At 68.5% G+C, this 14654-nt stretch carries 15 protein-coding genes; 10 read left to right on the forward strand and 5 right to left on the reverse strand.

Annotated features, from left to right (window positions below; translation table 11 throughout):
- The 5 genes from ON21_RS25360 to ON21_RS25380 all read left to right on the forward strand — a co-directional run.
- The coding region (locus ON21_RS25360; RefSeq protein ID WP_039801664.1) for an acyl-CoA carboxylase biotin carboxyl carrier protein subunit at positions 1-620 on the forward strand (620 nt) is incomplete at its 5' end.
- A complete protein-coding gene (locus ON21_RS25365; RefSeq protein WP_039801666.1) occupies positions 617-1777 on the forward strand; it encodes an acyl-CoA dehydrogenase family protein in 1161 nt (386 codons plus the stop codon). The genes ON21_RS25360 and ON21_RS25365, both read left to right, overlap by 4 nt.
- Positions 1774-2259, forward strand: coding sequence for a MaoC family dehydratase (locus tag ON21_RS25370; RefSeq protein WP_039801668.1), 486 nt, complete (start codon positions 1774-1776; stop codon positions 2257-2259). Before ON21_RS25365 ends, ON21_RS25370 begins: the two co-directional genes overlap by 4 nt.
- A gap of 124 nt (positions 2260-2383) precedes the next feature.
- The gene (locus tag ON21_RS25375) at positions 2384-3196 is read left to right on the forward strand and encodes an HpcH/HpaI aldolase/citrate lyase family protein (RefSeq protein WP_039801670.1); all 813 of its coding nucleotides are present in this window, start codon (positions 2384-2386) and stop codon (positions 3194-3196) included.
- 31 nt (positions 3197-3227) lie between these two features.
- Positions 3228-5177, forward strand: a complete 1950-nt coding sequence (locus ON21_RS25380; RefSeq protein WP_039801671.1) for an acetoacetate--CoA ligase — start codon at positions 3228-3230, stop codon at positions 5175-5177.
- 45 nt (positions 5178-5222) lie between these two features.
- On the opposite strand, the gene ON21_RS25385 is transcribed toward ON21_RS25380, so the two are convergent.
- Positions 5223-5633 carry a PIN domain nuclease gene (locus ON21_RS25385; RefSeq protein ID WP_039801674.1) on the reverse strand — a complete coding sequence of 137 codons (411 nt, stop codon included), beginning with the start codon at positions 5631-5633 and terminating at the stop codon, positions 5223-5225.
- Positions 5634-5968: 335 nt separating this feature from the next.
- Between ON21_RS25385 and ON21_RS25390 the strand changes: the two genes are divergently transcribed.
- The 4 genes from ON21_RS25390 (at position 5969) to ON21_RS25405 (ending at position 11332) form a co-directional block, all read left to right on the forward strand.
- Positions 5969-7315 (forward strand): cytochrome P450, encoded by a 1347-nt coding sequence (locus ON21_RS25390; protein ID WP_039801675.1) that lies wholly within the window; start codon positions 5969-5971, stop codon positions 7313-7315.
- A 279-nt stretch (positions 7316-7594) separates the two neighbouring features.
- Complete coding sequence (locus ON21_RS25395) at positions 7595-8836, forward strand: TetR/AcrR family transcriptional regulator (protein WP_039801690.1); 1242 nt, start codon at positions 7595-7597, stop codon at positions 8834-8836.
- A 149-nt stretch (positions 8837-8985) separates the two neighbouring features.
- The gene (locus tag ON21_RS25400) at positions 8986-10224 is read left to right on the forward strand and encodes a TetR/AcrR family transcriptional regulator (RefSeq protein WP_039801692.1); all 1239 of its coding nucleotides are present in this window, start codon (positions 8986-8988) and stop codon (positions 10222-10224) included.
- Positions 10225-10444: 220 nt separating this feature from the next.
- Positions 10445-11332, forward strand: a complete 888-nt coding sequence (locus ON21_RS25405) for an aldo/keto reductase (protein WP_039801677.1) — start codon at positions 10445-10447, stop codon at positions 11330-11332.
- Positions 11333-11442: 110 nt separating this feature from the next.
- Here ON21_RS25405 and ON21_RS25410 read toward each other — a convergent pair whose 3' ends face one another.
- The 3 genes from ON21_RS25410 to ON21_RS25420 form a co-directional block, all read right to left on the reverse strand.
- Positions 11443-11925 carry a DUF6924 domain-containing protein gene (locus ON21_RS25410; RefSeq protein WP_373281153.1) on the reverse strand — a complete coding sequence of 161 codons (483 nt, stop codon included), beginning with the start codon at positions 11923-11925 and terminating at the stop codon, positions 11443-11445.
- Between the two features lie 339 nt (positions 11926-12264).
- A complete protein-coding gene (locus ON21_RS25415; protein WP_245562728.1) occupies positions 12265-12531 on the reverse strand; it encodes a hypothetical protein in 267 nt (88 codons plus the stop codon).
- A gap of 6 nt (positions 12532-12537) precedes the next feature.
- A complete protein-coding gene (locus ON21_RS25420) occupies positions 12538-12726 on the reverse strand; it encodes a hypothetical protein (RefSeq protein ID WP_039801682.1) in 189 nt (62 codons plus the stop codon).
- Between the two features lie 253 nt (positions 12727-12979).
- Here ON21_RS25420 and ON21_RS25425 point away from each other — a divergent pair, with 253 nt between their 5' ends.
- Positions 12980-14326, forward strand: coding sequence for a helix-turn-helix domain-containing protein (locus ON21_RS25425; protein ID WP_039801684.1), 1347 nt, complete (start codon positions 12980-12982; stop codon positions 14324-14326).
- Positions 14327-14398: 72 nt separating this feature from the next.
- On the opposite strand, the gene ON21_RS25430 is transcribed toward ON21_RS25425, so the two are convergent.
- On the reverse strand, positions 14399-14617 hold the full coding sequence (locus ON21_RS25430; RefSeq protein ID WP_039801686.1) for an MbtH family protein: 219 nt from the start codon (positions 14615-14617) through the stop codon (positions 14399-14401).
- Positions 14618-14654 lie beyond the last annotated feature (37 nt).

Here is a 14654-nt window from a genome sequence, read left to right on the forward strand (position 1 = left end):
TGCGCCGCTGGCCCGCCGCGCCGCGCGATCCCTGGGAGGTCCCGTCCGGCTGGCGGATCGGGGCCGACGCGCCGACGCCGATCCGGCTCGCGGGCGGCGAGCGGGTGGAGCACGTCTACCTGTCCGGCACGCCGGGCGATGGCACGGTGCGGGTCGACGACGGCGAGAGTCGTTCGCTGACCGCGTCTTTCACCGCCTCCGGCGATCGAGGCGCCGGCGTTCTCACGCTCACGCTGGACGGGCTGCGCCGCACCTACCGGGTCGCCGAGCACGACGGCCTGCTGTGGGTGGCCGGACCGTCCGGCATCGCGACACTGCGCGAAGTGGCCGAGGTCAATGTGCGCGGCGGCGACGAGCACGTGGGTGACGCCGAGATCCGCTCGCCCATGCCGGGCTCGGTGATCGCGGTGCCGGTCGCCGCGGGCGCCACCGTGGCGGCGGGCGATCCGGTGGTCATCGTGGAGGCGATGAAGATGGAGCACTCGCTCACCGCTCCGGTCGCCGGAACCGTCGAACTACTGGTCGAACCCGGCGCCCAGGTGCGTTTGGACCAAGTGCTGGCGCGCGTCGTCGCGCAGGCCGCAACGAATCACACCGAAAAAGAAGGAATCCCCGCATGACCGACTTCCTGTCCACCGGCACACTGCCGGAGGAGTACCGCGACCTCGCGCTGACCGTGCGCGACTTCGCGCGGTCGGTGGTCGCTCCGGTGGCGGCCGAGCACGATGCCAACCACACCTTCCCGTACGAGGTGGTCGCGGGGATGGCCGACATGGGCCTGTTCGGGCTGCCGTTCCCGGAGGAGTACGGCGGCATGGGCGGCGACTATTTCGCGCTGTGCCTGGCGCTCGAGGAACTGGGCAAGGTCGACCAGAGCGTGGCGATCACGCTGGAGGCCGGCGTCTCGCTGGGCGCGATGCCGATCTACCGCTTCGGCAACGACAAGCAGAAGCAGGAATGGCTGCCGCAGCTGACCAGCGGCCGCAACCTCGCCGCGTTCGGGCTCACCGAGCCGGGCGCGGGCAGCGACGCGGGCGGCACCAGGACCACCGCGGTCGCCGACGGCGGCGAATGGATCATCAACGGCAGCAAGCAGTTCATCACCAATTCCGGCACCGACATCACCAAGCTGGTCACGGTGACCGCGGTGACCGGCAACACCGGCGGCAAGAAGGAGATCTCCACGATCCTGGTGCCGACCGACACCCCCGGCTTCGTCGCCGAGCCCGCCTACAACAAGGTCGGCTGGAACGCCTCCGACACCCATCCACTCAGCTTCACCGACGTCCGCGTGCCCGAGGAGAACCTGCTCGGCGAGCGCGGGCGCGGCTACGCCAACTTCCTGCGCATCCTCGACGAGGGCCGCATCGCCATCGCCGCGCTCGCGGTCGGCGCCGCGCAGGGCTGCGTGGACGAGAGCGTGCGCTACGCCAAGGAGCGCGAGGCGTTCGGCCAGGCGATCGTGCGCAATCAGGCCATCTCGTTCAAGATCGCCAGGATGGAGGCGCGGGCGCACGCGGCGCGCACGGCCTACTACGACGCGGCGGCGCTGATGCTGGCGGGCAAGTCGTTCAAGAAGCAGGCCTCCATCGCCAAGCTGGTGGCCAGCGAGGCCGCCATGGACAACGCCCGCGACGCGACACAGATCTTCGGCGGCTACGGCTTCATGAACGAATATGCCGTCGCCCGGCACTATCGCGACAGCAAGATCCTGGAGATCGGCGAGGGGACGACGGAGGTGCAGCTGATGCTGATCGGACGGGAGCTGGGCCTGTGACCCGGCGGACGGTCGTGCAGCGCGGCCTGTGGTTCGAGGAGTTCGACACCGAGGTGGTCTACGAGCACCGCCCCGGCCGCACCATCACCGAGGCGGACAACGTCCTGTTCACCACGCTCACCATGAACACCCAGGCGCTGCACCTGGACGCGGCGTTCAGCGATCGGCTGCCGCCGTTCAACCAGCGGCTGGTGAACTCGATGTTCACCCTTTCCACATTGATCGGGCTCTCGGTGGCGCAGCTGACCCAGGGCACCATCGTGGCCAACCTCGGGTTCTCGGAGGTCGCGTTCCCCAAGCCGCTGTTCCACGGCGACACCATGTACGCCGAGACCGTGGTCACCGACAAGCGCGAGTCGAAGAGTCGTCCGGGCGAGGGCATCGTGACCTTCGCGCACACGGCGCGCAACCAGCACGGCGAGGTCGTGGCGACCGCGGTGCGCAAGACGCTGGTGCGCAAGGCGCCGGAGGGATCGGCGTGAGCGGTCGAGGCGGCGAGCGGGAGCGCGGCGCAACCACGCGGGACCGCGCCGGCGACGGGCACAGCACGAACGGCCGGGGCAGGAAGCGGCGGCAGAGCCGTGCGCGGGCTCGAAAGGACACGATATGAGCTGGCAGATGGCGGGCCCGGCCTGGTTGTTCTGCCCGGCCGATCGCCCGGAACGCTTCACGAAGGCGGCGGCCGCGGCCGATGTGGTGATCCTCGACCTCGAGGACGGGGTCGCCGCGCACGACAAGGCGGGGGCACGTAAGGCGCTGCTGGATACCCCGCTGGACCCGGACACCACGGTGGTGCGGGTCAACGCGGCGGGAACCGAGGATCACGCGCTCGACCTGGCCGCGCTCGCCGAGACCGGCTACCGCAGGCTCATGCTGCCGAAATGCGAGTCGGCCGAACAGGTTACGGCGCTGACGGATCACGAGGTGATCGTGCTGATCGAGTCGCCGCTCGGCGCGCTCACGGTCGGCGCGGCCATGACGGCGCACAACGCGATCGGCGTCATGTGGGGCGCGGAGGACCTGGTCGCCGGGCTCGGCGGCACCGCGAGCAGGCACGCCGACGGCGGCTATCGCGACGTGGCCCGCCACGTGCGCTCCACCGCGCTGCTGGCCGCCAAGGCGTACGGCAGGTTCGCGCTGGACTCGGTGTATCTGGACATCCGCGATCTGGACGGCCTGCGAGCAGAGGCCGAGGACGCGGTCGCGGTCGGATTCGACGCCAAGGTCGCGATCCACCCCAGCCAGGTGCCGGTGCTGCGCGCGGCCTACGCGCCGTCCGAGGCGGAGATCGACTGGGCCCGCCGAGTGCTGGCGGAAGCGCCGAACCACCGCGGCGTCTTCGCCTTCGAGGGCAGGATGGTCGATGGCCCCGTGTTCCGGCACGCCGAGCAGATCGTGCGGCGCGCCGACCGCGCCTGAACGCCGAGTTTCCACAGTCAGGAGGACCGCGATGCAACCACAATGGGTGCCGACCGATAAAGACATCGCCGAGGCGAGGATCACCGACTTCGTACGATTCGTCGCGGAACGCAACGGTGTGCACGCGGCCGATTACCACGCGCTGTGGCAGTGGTCGGTCGAGGACCTCGCCGGGTTCTGGCACGCGCTGTGGGACTATTTCGAGCTCGGCGACATCGCCGGCGAAGTCTTGGCGAGCGCGGAGATGCCGGGCGCGCAGTGGTTTCCCGGTACTCGGTTGAACTATGTGGACCAGGTGATCCGGCAGCTGCGCAGCGACCGGCCCGCGATCAAGGCGGTGAGCGAGGACGCGCCGATCCGCGAGGTGTCCTGGGCCGAACTGATCGACCACACCGCCGCTTTCGCGCGGACCCTGCGTTCGCTGGGCGTGCGGCCCGGCGATCGGGTGGCCGGGTATCTGCCGAACATCCCGGAAGCGGTGATCGCGTTCCTGGCCACCGCCAGCATCGGCGCGATCTGGAGCGGCTGCGGGCAGGACTACTCGCCGAAAGCCGCGCTGGACCGGCTCGGGCAGCTGGAACCCACCGTCCTGGTCACCGCCGACGGCTACCGCTTCGGCGGCAAGGCGCACGACAAGCGCGACGACATCGCCGCGTTGCGTGCGGGCCTGGACTCGCTGAAGGGCACGATCGCGATCTCCCGGCTCGGGCTGGAGGTGCCGGACACGACCTCGTGGGACGAGGCGGTGACCACCACCGATGAACTGCCTCCGGTGATCACCACGGAGTCGGTGGACTTCGACCATCCGCTGTGGATCGTGTTCTCCTCCGGCACCACGGGCCTGCCGAAGGGCATCGTGCACGGCCACGGCGGCGTGCTGCTCGAACACCTCAAAGCCGTTGCGCTGCAATCGGACATCGGCCCCGAGGACACCTTCTTCTGGTACACGAGCCCGAGCTGGATGATGTGGAACTTCCAGATCGCGGGCCTGCTGGCCGGGGCGACCATCGTCACCTACGACGGCAGCCCGACCGCGCCTGCTCCCGACGCGCTGTGGCGGATCGCCGCCGAGGTGGGAGCCACTGTACTGGGCGCGAGCCCCGGCTACGTGCTGGCCTGCATCAAAGCGGGTTCGGTGCCGCGCACCGATCACGACCTGTCGGCACTGCGCACCGTAGGCATCACGGGATCCTCACTGCCCACCTCCTCGGCGCTGTGGTTGGGCGAGAACGTCGGCGAGCATGTCCAGGTCTCGTCGATCAGCGGCGGCACCGACGTGGTGTCGGCGTTCATCGGCGGTGCGCGCACCGTGCCCGTGTGGCCGGGCGAGCTGTCCGCGCCCTTCCTCGGCGTCGCGCTGGACGCCTACGATCCGGCGGGGCGACCGGTGCGCGGCGAAGTGGGCGAGCTCGTCGTCACCGCGCCGATGCCGTCCATGCCGGTCGCCTTCTGGCGCGACGAGGACGGAAAGCGTTATCACGACGCGTATTTCGACATGTTCCCCGGCGTGTGGCGGCACGGCGACTGGATCACCATCACCGATCACCACAGCGTGATCGTGCACGGGCGGTCGGACTCCACGCTCAACCGGCACGGCATCCGGATGGGCAGCGCCGACATCTACCAATCCGTCGAACGGCTCCCGGAGATCGCCGAGGCGCTGGTGATCGGCGCCGAGCAGCCCGACGGCGGATACTGGATGCCGCTGTTCGTGACCCTCGCGCCCGGCGCGGAACTCACCGACGAACTGAAAGCGCGCATCAACAGCACCATCCGCACCGAGGTGTCACCCCGCCACGTGCCCGACGAGATCATCCTGGCCCCCGGCATCCCGCACACCCGCACCGGCAAGAAACTCGAGGTGCCGATCAAGAAGTTGTTCCAGGGCGCCGACCCGAGCCGCGTCGTCGAACGCAGCGCGGTGGACAACCCGGACCTGCTCGACTGGTACGGCGCCGTCCGGCCGGGCGGACGCGGCTGAGGTGGTCCACGACTACGTGGTTCGCGGGTCGCGTACCACGACCACCTAATTGAGACTGCCCTGTGGCACTACCCAGACGTGAGGCTGTCTTGTCACCGCCGCGATGTGTTCGAAATCGGCGTCGTAGTGGACCAGTACGGCCCCGTGGAACTCGGCGACGGCGGCCGTGAGCAGGTCCACGATCCCCGCGGCTCGATGGTGACCCTTGCGCGCCATCAATTGCTGGACTTCGCGCGCACGGTCGGCGATCGTCTCGTTGATCGGCAGATTGACGTAGAGGGCGCGCCGCCGTTGTGCGATGTTCTGCACGTCGGCGAGATTGCGCCCCGAGTATCCGGCCTCCAGGTCCACCGTCACGCAGGTCGCGGCCGCACGGTCGGCGATCAGTCCGGCGATGACCGTGCGTACCGGCTCGTGCGCGAGTCTGGCACTCGCGGAGGTGTCCACGAGATGCATGCGAAGAGGAGAGGTCTCGGTCAACGACGAGCCTCGCGCATTATGCTCGCGTCACCGATGTCGGGGCCGACTCCGAACCCGTAAGGGTCGGTCAAGACCTGCTCGATCCGGCGCCGCCGTTCGGCGACGAACTCCAGCGCCGCGTTCACCGTGTGGGTTCGCACATCAGCGCGATGGACGACGCGGACCTGCTCGACTGGTACATGACCGTCCGGCCGGGCGGTCACGGCGCCGTCCGGCCGGGCGGGCGGGGGCCATCGGGCATGGACGGAGGTCCTGGATTTCTCCTAGCGTGGAAGCGACAGCCGGTTCGATATTCGCGTGGAGGTGGCATCGTGGCCGCACAGGACGTCCGAGAACGCACCGAGCCCACGCGATTCCCGCCGGGGCCCGCGCTGCCGCCGCTGGTGCAGAGCGTGTTGTTCCAGCGTGACCGAGCCCGGTTCCTCACCGCGATGGCCCGCCGCTACGGTGACGTCTTCACCCTCCGGGTCCCGCCGTTCGCCGACCGCGTGGTCGTGTACTCCCGCCCGGAGCACATCAAAGAGATCTTCGCGGGCGACCCGCGCGACCTGCACGCGGGCGAGGGCAATCAGATCCTCGGAGCGATCATGGGCCCGCACTCGCTGCTGCTGACCGACGAGGCCGAGCACGCGCGGGCGCGCAGGTTGCTCATGCCCGCGTTCAACGGCGCCGCGCTGCGCGGCTACCGGGCGCTGATCACCGAGATCGCGGTGGCGGAGGCGGACCGTTGGGCGGCCGGAGCCACGGTGCCCATGCTGGATCGGATGAACGCGCTCACCCTGGAGGTGATCACGCGGGTGGTCTTCGGGGTCACCGACGAGCGGACCAGGGCCGAGCTGAACCCGCGCCTGAATCGGATCGTCCACCTGAACCCGCTGGTCTTCCTCGGCTTCAAGAGCGATCGGTTGCGCCGGATCGGCCCGTGGAAGAGATTCGCCGAGAACCTGGCGGCGGTGGACACCCTGCTCTATACGGAGATCGCCGAACGGCGGCGGGCGAGCGATCTGGCCGGGCGCACCGACGTGCTGTCGCGCCTGCTCCAGGTCGGCGCGGGCGACGGCGACGCGCCGCTCACCGATGCCGAACTCCGCGATCAGCTCATCACCTTGCTGCTGGCCGGGCACGAGACCACCGCATCGGCGCTGTCCTGGGCGCTCTACGAACTCGCCGCCGACCCCGAGATCCAGCGGCAGGCGGCGGAGGCCGCGCGCACCGGCGACGAGCGGTACCTGGACGCGGTGCTCCAGGAAGCCATGCGGTTGCACACCATCATCTCCGGCACGAACCGAAAACTGACCAGGGACATGACGATCGGCGGACAGCGGCTCCCGGCAGGCACCGTGGTCGCCACGTCGATAGTCCTCGCACACCGGCGTACCGAGGCCTATCCCGACGTCGCCGTCTTCCGCCCGGCCCGCTTCCTCGACCGCGAGGTCGCGCCGAACACCTGGCTACCGTTCGGCGGAGGCGTGCGGCGCTGCATCGGGGCGGGGTTCTCGCTGCTCGAGGGCGCTACGGTGCTGCGCGAAATCCTGGTACGCCACGCCCTTTCGCTCCCACCGGGCAGCAGGCCCGAGCGCGGCAAGATCCGCAACATCACCACAGTGCCGGGCGGGCGGGCACGGGTGGTAGTCGACCAGCGGTTGTCCAGTATGTGAACAACAATTCTCTTATATATCCGCTCTTGTACTGGTGATTTATTCGTGTAAGTTGGTCTATGTTCGACAGCCTGATTCGGCACGGCGCGCAAGGTGCCCCGCGCTTCGGCCGAATCCGGTTGTCGACTTCCGGACGCACCGGCGCGCACATCCCGCCTCGTCGCCCGCCGGCGCGCACCCGGAGAACAGGTACAGCTCCCGGGGTCCGCTCATCCCCGGGAGCCGTATCCCGTGGCACGGCGGGACCAGCCATTCGGCCAGGTCGTTACGATGTTCGTCATGAGTGTCGACAATCGCCGTACGGCGCGGAAGGCGAGCAGCGGCGACTCGGCACCTCGCGAGATCCGGCGCAGGCCGAAGAATCGCCGTGCCCAGATCGCCGCGGCGTCGGCCGCCGCGTTCGGCGCGCTCGGTTACCACGGCGTCAGCATGGACGACATCGCCTCCGGGCTCGGCATCAGCTCGGCGGCGCTGTACCGCCACTATCCGAGCAAATACGCGCTGTTCCGGGAGGAACTGCTGCGCGTCGGCCAGGCGATGACCGAATCGGTCGAGCTGCCCGAGGAGGCGGCCGACTGGACCGCCGAACAGCGGCTGCGGCACGTGCTCGACGCGCTCATCGCGGTCACCATCGACAACCGCCCCACCGTCACGCTGGTGCGCTGGGAGGTCAGGTACCTCGAGCCCGACGATCAGACCACGCTCAACGAACAGCAGGCCACAGTGCTCGGCGCGCTGGGCACCCAGCTGGCCGCGCTGCGCCCGGAACTCGCCGAGGAAGACGTGCGCGTGCTGCGCGCCACGCTGCTCAGCACGATCACCAGCATCGCCGACCACCACGCCGCCCTCCCGGCGAAAGCCCTTGCCCGCCTGTTGCATTCGGCCTGCTGGTCGGTCGCGCACGCGAAGCTGCCCGCGACCAGGGCGGTCGAGCCGGTCGCGGTGGTGGAGATCCCGGACTCGTTCAAACACGAACTGCTGCTGCGCAAAGCGGTCGAGCTGTTCCACGAGCGCGGGTACCCCAACGTCAGCGTGGAGGACATCGCCACTGCCGCAGGCCTTTCCGCGGCCTCGGCGGTCTACCGGTTCTACCGGGGCAAGAGCGACATCCTGGCCGCCGCGTTCCGCCGCGCCGCCGAACGCGTTTCCGGCGCCGTCGGCCCAGCCGTGGCGGCGGCCACCGATTCCGAGGACGCGCTCACCGCGTTGATCACGCAATACGTCGCCGGGTCGTTCGCCGAACGCGCCCTGACCTTCGTGTACTACACGGAATTCCAGCATGTTCCCGCCGAGGAACGCACGGTGCTGCGCAATATCCAGCGGCTCAGCGTCGAGGAGTGGGCCCGGTTGCTGCGCGAGGTGCGCCCGGAGCTCGCTCCGGCGGAAGCGCGCATCCTCGTTCACGCGGCCTTCGCGGTGGTCGTCGACCTCGGCCGCTCCTTCGGCAACGAACCGCTGGCCGCTCAGGACCGGGTGCGCCTGCTGATGCAGCTGGTGCTGTTCGGACGGCCCGCGCGATAGCCAGATAAGTTAGCCAAAATTCTCGACTTGGTGAATATATAGTGCGACATGAAGGCGGGATCACCGAATTTTTGTGACCTACCATTCATTTCTTCTCCACACCGGGTAGCGTCGATGTACCGAGCGTTGTGTTGGGCTACCATCGCGGCATGGGTGCCCAGGACCGCCACGCCGCGGACAAGGCGGCCGACGGGACACCGGCACGGGTGATCCGCCGCCGGCCACGCGACCGCCGAGCCCAGATCGCGGCGGCGTCGGCCGAGGCGTTCGGCGCGCTGGGCTACCACGGCGTCAGCATGGACGACATCGCCTCGCGGCTCGACATCAGCTCCGCGGCGCTGTACCGCCACTATCCGAGCAAATACGCGCTGTTCCGCGAGGAAGTACTGCGGTTGGGCGCGGTCAGCGCCGAGGCGGCCCGGCTGCCCGACGCCACGGGGACGCCCGCTGAGCAACGGCTCGCGCGAGTGCTCGACGCGCTGATCGAGGCCGCCATAACCAACCGGCGCAGCGCCGCGCTGCTGCGCTGGCAGCGCCGCTACTTGGAAGAAGAGGACGCGGCGACCCTGGCCGATCAACTCGCGGGCGTGAACGCGACGCTCACCTCACTGCTCGCCGAGACCAGGCCCGCGCTGTCGAAGGCGGATCGGGCCGTGCTCGCCGCGGCGGAGCTGAGCGTGCTCAGCAGCATCGGCGACCATCACGTGTCGATCCCGGTGCGGACGCTCACCGCGCGCCTTACCGCGGCCTGCCACGCGCTCGCCGCGTGCGAACTGCCGCCGCCCGGCAACGCCGAGGCCGAGAGCTTCACCGCCACCGAGATCCCGCTGACCTTCAAACACGAATTGCTGCTGATGCGCGCGGTAGAGCTGTTCCACCAGCGCGGATACCCGAACGTCAGCGTGGAGGACATCGCCACCGCCGCCGGACTGCCCGCCTCCTCGGCGGTGTACCGCTTCTACCGCGGCAAGGGCGACATCCTCACGGCGGCGTTCCGCCGAGCGGCGGATCGGGTATCGGCCGCCATCGGACCCGCCGTCTCGGCGGCCGAGACACCCGAGCAAGCGCTCGACACCCTCATCGAGTTGTATGTGGCGGGCTCGTTCGCCGAGCGCGAGCTGACCTTCGTCTACTACGCCGAGATCAGCAACGTCCCGCCGGAGGAGCGCACGGTCTTGCGCAACATCCAGCGCCTCAACGTCGAGGAATGGGCCAAGCTGCTGATCGGCGTCCGCCCCGAACTGTCGGCCGCCGAGGCGCGACTGCTGGTCCACGCCGCCTTCGCCCTGGTAGTCGACCTGGGCGAACGCTTCGGCTCCGCCGACCCCGCCTGCTCCCCCCTCCGCGTCATCCGCCTCATGCAAACCATCCTCTTCTCCACGGCATAACGTGCGAGTGGCACATGGTTGCGGCATTTCGCGAGTAGGCCCCTCGCTGGTGTGCCACTTGTGGGCTTCTCCTGGTGTAGGGGGGTATTACGCCACCGGCGAACGGCGCGGCGGAATCGAGTTCGGAGAAGGGGCGTTGCGGCAGAAGGAGGCCGCGTTCGGTTCGGCGCGACGTTCGTAGAGCTTCGGCACAGTTTCCGACTTCGGAAGGACGATTCTCATGAGCACAGATCTCGACGCGCATCCCGCCGCGGCGTCCGGCAGCTTCGCCATCGGCGGAGATCTTCCGGTGCATCGGCTGGGGTATGGCGCGATGCAGTTGACCGGGCCCGGCGTGTGGGGTCCGCCCAAGGACCCGGACGAGGCGGTACGGGTGCTGCGCCGGGCGGTGGAGCTCGGCGTGAACTTCATCGATACCGCCGACTCGTACGGCCCGTTCGTCAGCGAGGAGTTGATCCGCAAGGCCCTGCACCCGTACGCGGAGGGCTTGGTGATCGCGACCAAGGCCGGGCTCACGCGGCAGGGGCCCAACGAGTGGCGTCCGGTCGCACGGCCCGAATACCTGCGTCAGCAAGCCGAGCTCAGCTTGCGCCATCTCGGCGTCGACCGGATCGATCTGTACCAGCTGCACCGCATCGACCCGCAGGTGCCGCTGGCCGATCAGCTCGGCGCACTCGTGGCGCTCCAGCAGGAGGGCAAGATCCGGCACATCGGCCTCTCGCAGGTGACCGTCGAACAGCTGCGTCAGGCCCGCGAACTCGCCACCATCGTCTCGGTGCAGAACCTGTACAACCTGGCCAACCGCACCGACGAGGAGGTGCTGAACTACGCCGAGCAGGAGAACATCGGCTTCATCCCGTGGTTCCCCATCGCCACGGGCGAACTCGCCGCCCCAGGCGGTCCGCTGGCGTCCATCTCCGCCGAGCACGGCGCGACCCCCGCCCAGCTCGCCCTCGCCTGGCTGCTGCGCCGCTCCCCCGTCATGCTGCCGATCCCCGGCACCTCCAGCGTGGCGCACGTCGAGGAGAACATCGCCGCCGCGCGAATCGAACTGACCGACAAGGAATTCGAAGCGCTGTCGGCCGCCGCCGGGTCTTCCGGGAACTGACCGTCTCGGCTGCCGACTGAGCGCCCCACGGCGGCGGAGTGCTCAGGCGGCAGTCGACCCGACCGCGAGTTCACCCGGGCCGACCGACCGACTCCGAGGTGCGGCCCGCGTCAGAAGCCGCGGAACACGCCGTCGGCGTCGACGTTGAAGGAGAAGTCCTCGAAGTCCATGTTCGACAGCGACAGGTTGTTCTCTACGGCGGACATCTGGCTTGGCACCACGCGGAAGGTCTGAAAGAAGTCCGTGTAGCCCCGGCTCGTATCCACGACGAGTATCGGACGTTCGGGATCGGTGAGCGTTCGCTTGTCCACCAGGAAGAGGTAGTAGGGCGGTGGCGCTGGAACAATGCTTTCCAACTTCGCCACCGTCAGACCTTCGAAGCGACGATCGTCGACCGGCGTGATGTCCGCGTACGCGAGTATCCCGTCACCGAGATCCGACGGCTGCAGCGCCGCGTCCAGAGTCTGCGCCCAGGCGGCGTCGTCGGCGAAATATGTTCTGATGAACAAGGAATCGCCGTCGGGCAGCGACATATCGTTGTGCTCCCTCGCCGAGGCTGGACCCATATCGGCCGAACACACAGCGAACACCATCGCGGCCAACCCAGTGACAGCCACGCGACAGAACCTCATGAGCAGGAAGCTTACCCATCATATGGTGGATGCCGTTCCCAGCAGGCTCTGGTGAATCGACCGACCCCCGACTGGCACATCATTGCGGGCTTTCTCGGGGTTCACTGCGGCGGTGTGCCACTCGCTCGGACATCGACTCGGTTCTGCGGGCACCGGGGAGTCCTCGCATCTCCGTTGTAGGGAGATACGAGGACTTCGGTGGCTGTCGGGGCTCCCTCGCCGTAGTCCCGAGCAGTGGGTGAACGTCGTTGGGGAGCGGATCGCGCTGTCCGACAACGAGTTCGGTGCGCCGACGCTCCGTCAGCGCGAGTATCCGTCGGCCCGGCTGTCGGGGACGACGCGGCCGGAGGCGACCAATGTGCGGAAGGCCGCTTGCTTGCGGGGGCAGGCGTCGGCGCGGCAGGGGCGGTGGCCCTGCATCACACGGTGCGCCTGTTCGATGGTGAACGGCTCATCGGGGGGACGGTGGGCGTCCTCGGCGCCGCCGTACGGCAGGCAGGAGCCGACGCCGACGATCGCGGCCACCAGCAGCGTGCACGCGCCGAGCATGCTCAGCAGCGGATTCATGGCCACTCACTGGCCGGCCTGCCGGAAACAGAACGCCGAGGCGGATAGGTATTGCCTGCAGTGCGCGCCGTGTCCGGCGTGGACGGCGCACAGGAACCGCGCGCGGTCATAGGTCAGGCCGATCGGCTCCTGCGTGCAGTCGCGGCCTTGGATCAACCACAGCTCCCGGACATCCGAGTGCAACACGTCCATCATTCACCTCCATGAGCGCAGTGCACCCGGCACCGAGAAGGCGCCGCCGGAGCCGCGCTCGACACGGATGGATCGGGCCGTGTCGGGACCGTGCGCCGGGTTCCGGACAACGGGCGCCCTCGACAGGGTTTGGGCGGACCCCCGATGCCGGGTGCGGTTCAACAGTGCGCGTTGCGATTCGGTAGATAACAGACCCGAATGCGGTAATTGCGAGTACTTTCCGTTTGTAGCGGCCTGGAGCGAGGAAGAGAGACCTATGGTGGAGGTCGACTGGACGGGCGAAGCTGTACATGCGCTTCGCACGGCGATGAAGCGAAGCCGTTACGAATTCGCGCGTCTGGTGGGCGTCACACCGCGCACCGTGGTCCTGTGGGAGAACGGCCGGACAACCCGGATGCACGCCGCTAGCCAGCGTCTCCTGGACAGGGTCCTGTCGGGCGTCGATTCCGTCGTCGCCGAACGATTCGAACGCGCGATCACCACGCGCGAGGAGACGGCCCCCGACTACGAACGCGCCGATTCGGCGCCCGAAAGGCACACCAAGCTCGGTAGGGAAATCGGGCTCGACAAGGAAGTCGAGGAAGACGACGTGAGAAGGCGAGAACTGCTGGCCTGCATCGGCGCAGGCGTGGCAGGCCAGGCGGCGGACCTGGTGGCGAGCGAACCGGAAAGGATGCTGGCAACCCTCGACGCGGGGTCGATCAGCGAACGGCGACTGGCGTTCCTGGAGCAGTCGGCCGAGGTCCTGGGCACGCGGGTGGTCCAGGTTCCGCCGCACGAGCTGTTGCAGACGGGGCTCGAGCAATTCCGTCTTGTCCGTGGCTGTCTCGGCGAACGGCAGCCCACCCATCAGCAGGTCCGGTTGGTGCGCACGGCGGGACGGCTGGCGAACGTGGTCGGCGAGATCCTCTTCAACGAGGGACATTTCGGTCAGGCGCGCATGTGGTACGCGACCGCGATCCACGCCGCTCAGGACATAGGCGATCGCTATTCGGAGGACATCGCCCTGGCCGGGCTCGCGTATTTGCCGACGTATAGCGATAAGCCAAAGGAAGTTTTGCAGTTACTCGACGGCCGCTTGCAAGAAAATCCGTCTTACGGCGCGGCGGCCGCGTGGTTGTGGGGAATGGCGGCGCGTGCGCACGCCAGCCTGGGGCACGCCGATGAATTCGCACGGTGTATCGCACGATCGGCGTCGGCTTTGGAAGACGTCGGCCAGGAAGACCTTTCGGTCGGTATTTTTTCTTTCCGCCCGGAGAAACTCGCCTTTTATCAGGCGATCGGATATTCCCGTCTCGGCCGCGCCGAGGAGACCGCCGTGGCGGCCGCCCGCGCGATGGCGTTGTACGACCCGTCGGAGACCATGGAACCGGCCCTGGTGCGGTTCGAGCACGCCACGGCGCTGCTGGCCTCGGGCGAGGTCGAGGAGGCATGCGCGGTGGCGACCAGCGCCATCACGAACTCGCACACCTATGTCGGGCTCACCGTCACCAAGCGCGCCAGACAGTTCGACTCGGCGCTCGGCGGCCTGCGCACCAGAGCCGTCGCGGAATGGCGGCAGCACGCGCACGCGGTGATCGACGCGGCGCACGCCGAAGTCTGAGCCGGGAGACGAGGCGGGACGCGCCGGTCGGCAGGGGGGATGTGGACCGGCGCGTCCCGCGCATTCAGGTGGTCAGTTCGTCTCGGTGGGCATGGCCTCGATGAGCGACTTGGGACGCATGTCCACCCAGTGCGTCTCGACGTACTCCAGGCAGGACTTGCGGTTGGCGGCGCCGTAGGCGATGGACCAGCCGCCGGGGACGGCGGCGAAGACCGGCCACAGGGAGTGTTCGCCCTCCTGGTTGATCAAGACGTAGAACTTGGCGTTGTCGTCGTCGAACGGGTTGGTCATTTCGGATTTCCTTCTTGGTCGGGTCAGGGTTGGGGAT

Source organism: Nocardia araoensis NBRC 100135, from assembly GCF_000308435.1.
Lineage (GTDB): Bacteria > Actinomycetota > Actinomycetes > Mycobacteriales > Mycobacteriaceae > Nocardia > Nocardia araoensis.

What these genes read in the sequence shown, in the direction of transcription:
- ON21_RS25430 (WP_039801686.1), bottom strand. Translation starts at nt 14,617, where the DNA reads ATGACCAACCCGTTCGACGACGACAACGCCAAGTTCTACGTCTTGATC.
- ON21_RS25425 (WP_039801684.1), top strand. Translation starts at nt 12,980, where the DNA reads ATGGTGGAGGTCGACTGGACGGGCGAAGCTGTACATGCGCTTCGCACG.
- ON21_RS25395 (WP_039801690.1), top strand. Translation starts at nt 7,595, where the DNA reads ATGAGTGTCGACAATCGCCGTACGGCGCGGAAGGCGAGCAGCGGCGAC.
- ON21_RS25420 (WP_039801682.1), bottom strand. Translation starts at nt 12,726, where the DNA reads ATGATGGACGTGTTGCACTCGGATGTCCGGGAGCTGTGGTTGATCCAA.
- ON21_RS25385 (WP_039801674.1), bottom strand. Translation starts at nt 5,633, where the DNA reads ATGCATCTCGTGGACACCTCCGCGAGTGCCAGACTCGCGCACGAGCCG.
- ON21_RS25410 (WP_373281153.1), bottom strand. Translation starts at nt 11,925, where the DNA reads ATGGTGTTCGCTGTGTGTTCGGCCGATATGGGTCCAGCCTCGGCGAGG.
- ON21_RS25375 (WP_039801670.1), top strand. Translation starts at nt 2,384, where the DNA reads ATGAGCTGGCAGATGGCGGGCCCGGCCTGGTTGTTCTGCCCGGCCGAT.
- ON21_RS25365 (WP_039801666.1), top strand. Translation starts at nt 617, where the DNA reads ATGACCGACTTCCTGTCCACCGGCACACTGCCGGAGGAGTACCGCGAC.
- ON21_RS25400 (WP_039801692.1), top strand. Translation starts at nt 8,986, where the DNA reads ATGGGTGCCCAGGACCGCCACGCCGCGGACAAGGCGGCCGACGGGACA.
- ON21_RS25380 (WP_039801671.1), top strand. Translation starts at nt 3,228, where the DNA reads ATGCAACCACAATGGGTGCCGACCGATAAAGACATCGCCGAGGCGAGG.
- ON21_RS25415 (WP_245562728.1), bottom strand. Translation starts at nt 12,531, where the DNA reads ATGAATCCGCTGCTGAGCATGCTCGGCGCGTGCACGCTGCTGGTGGCC.
- ON21_RS25405 (WP_039801677.1), top strand. Translation starts at nt 10,445, where the DNA reads ATGAGCACAGATCTCGACGCGCATCCCGCCGCGGCGTCCGGCAGCTTC.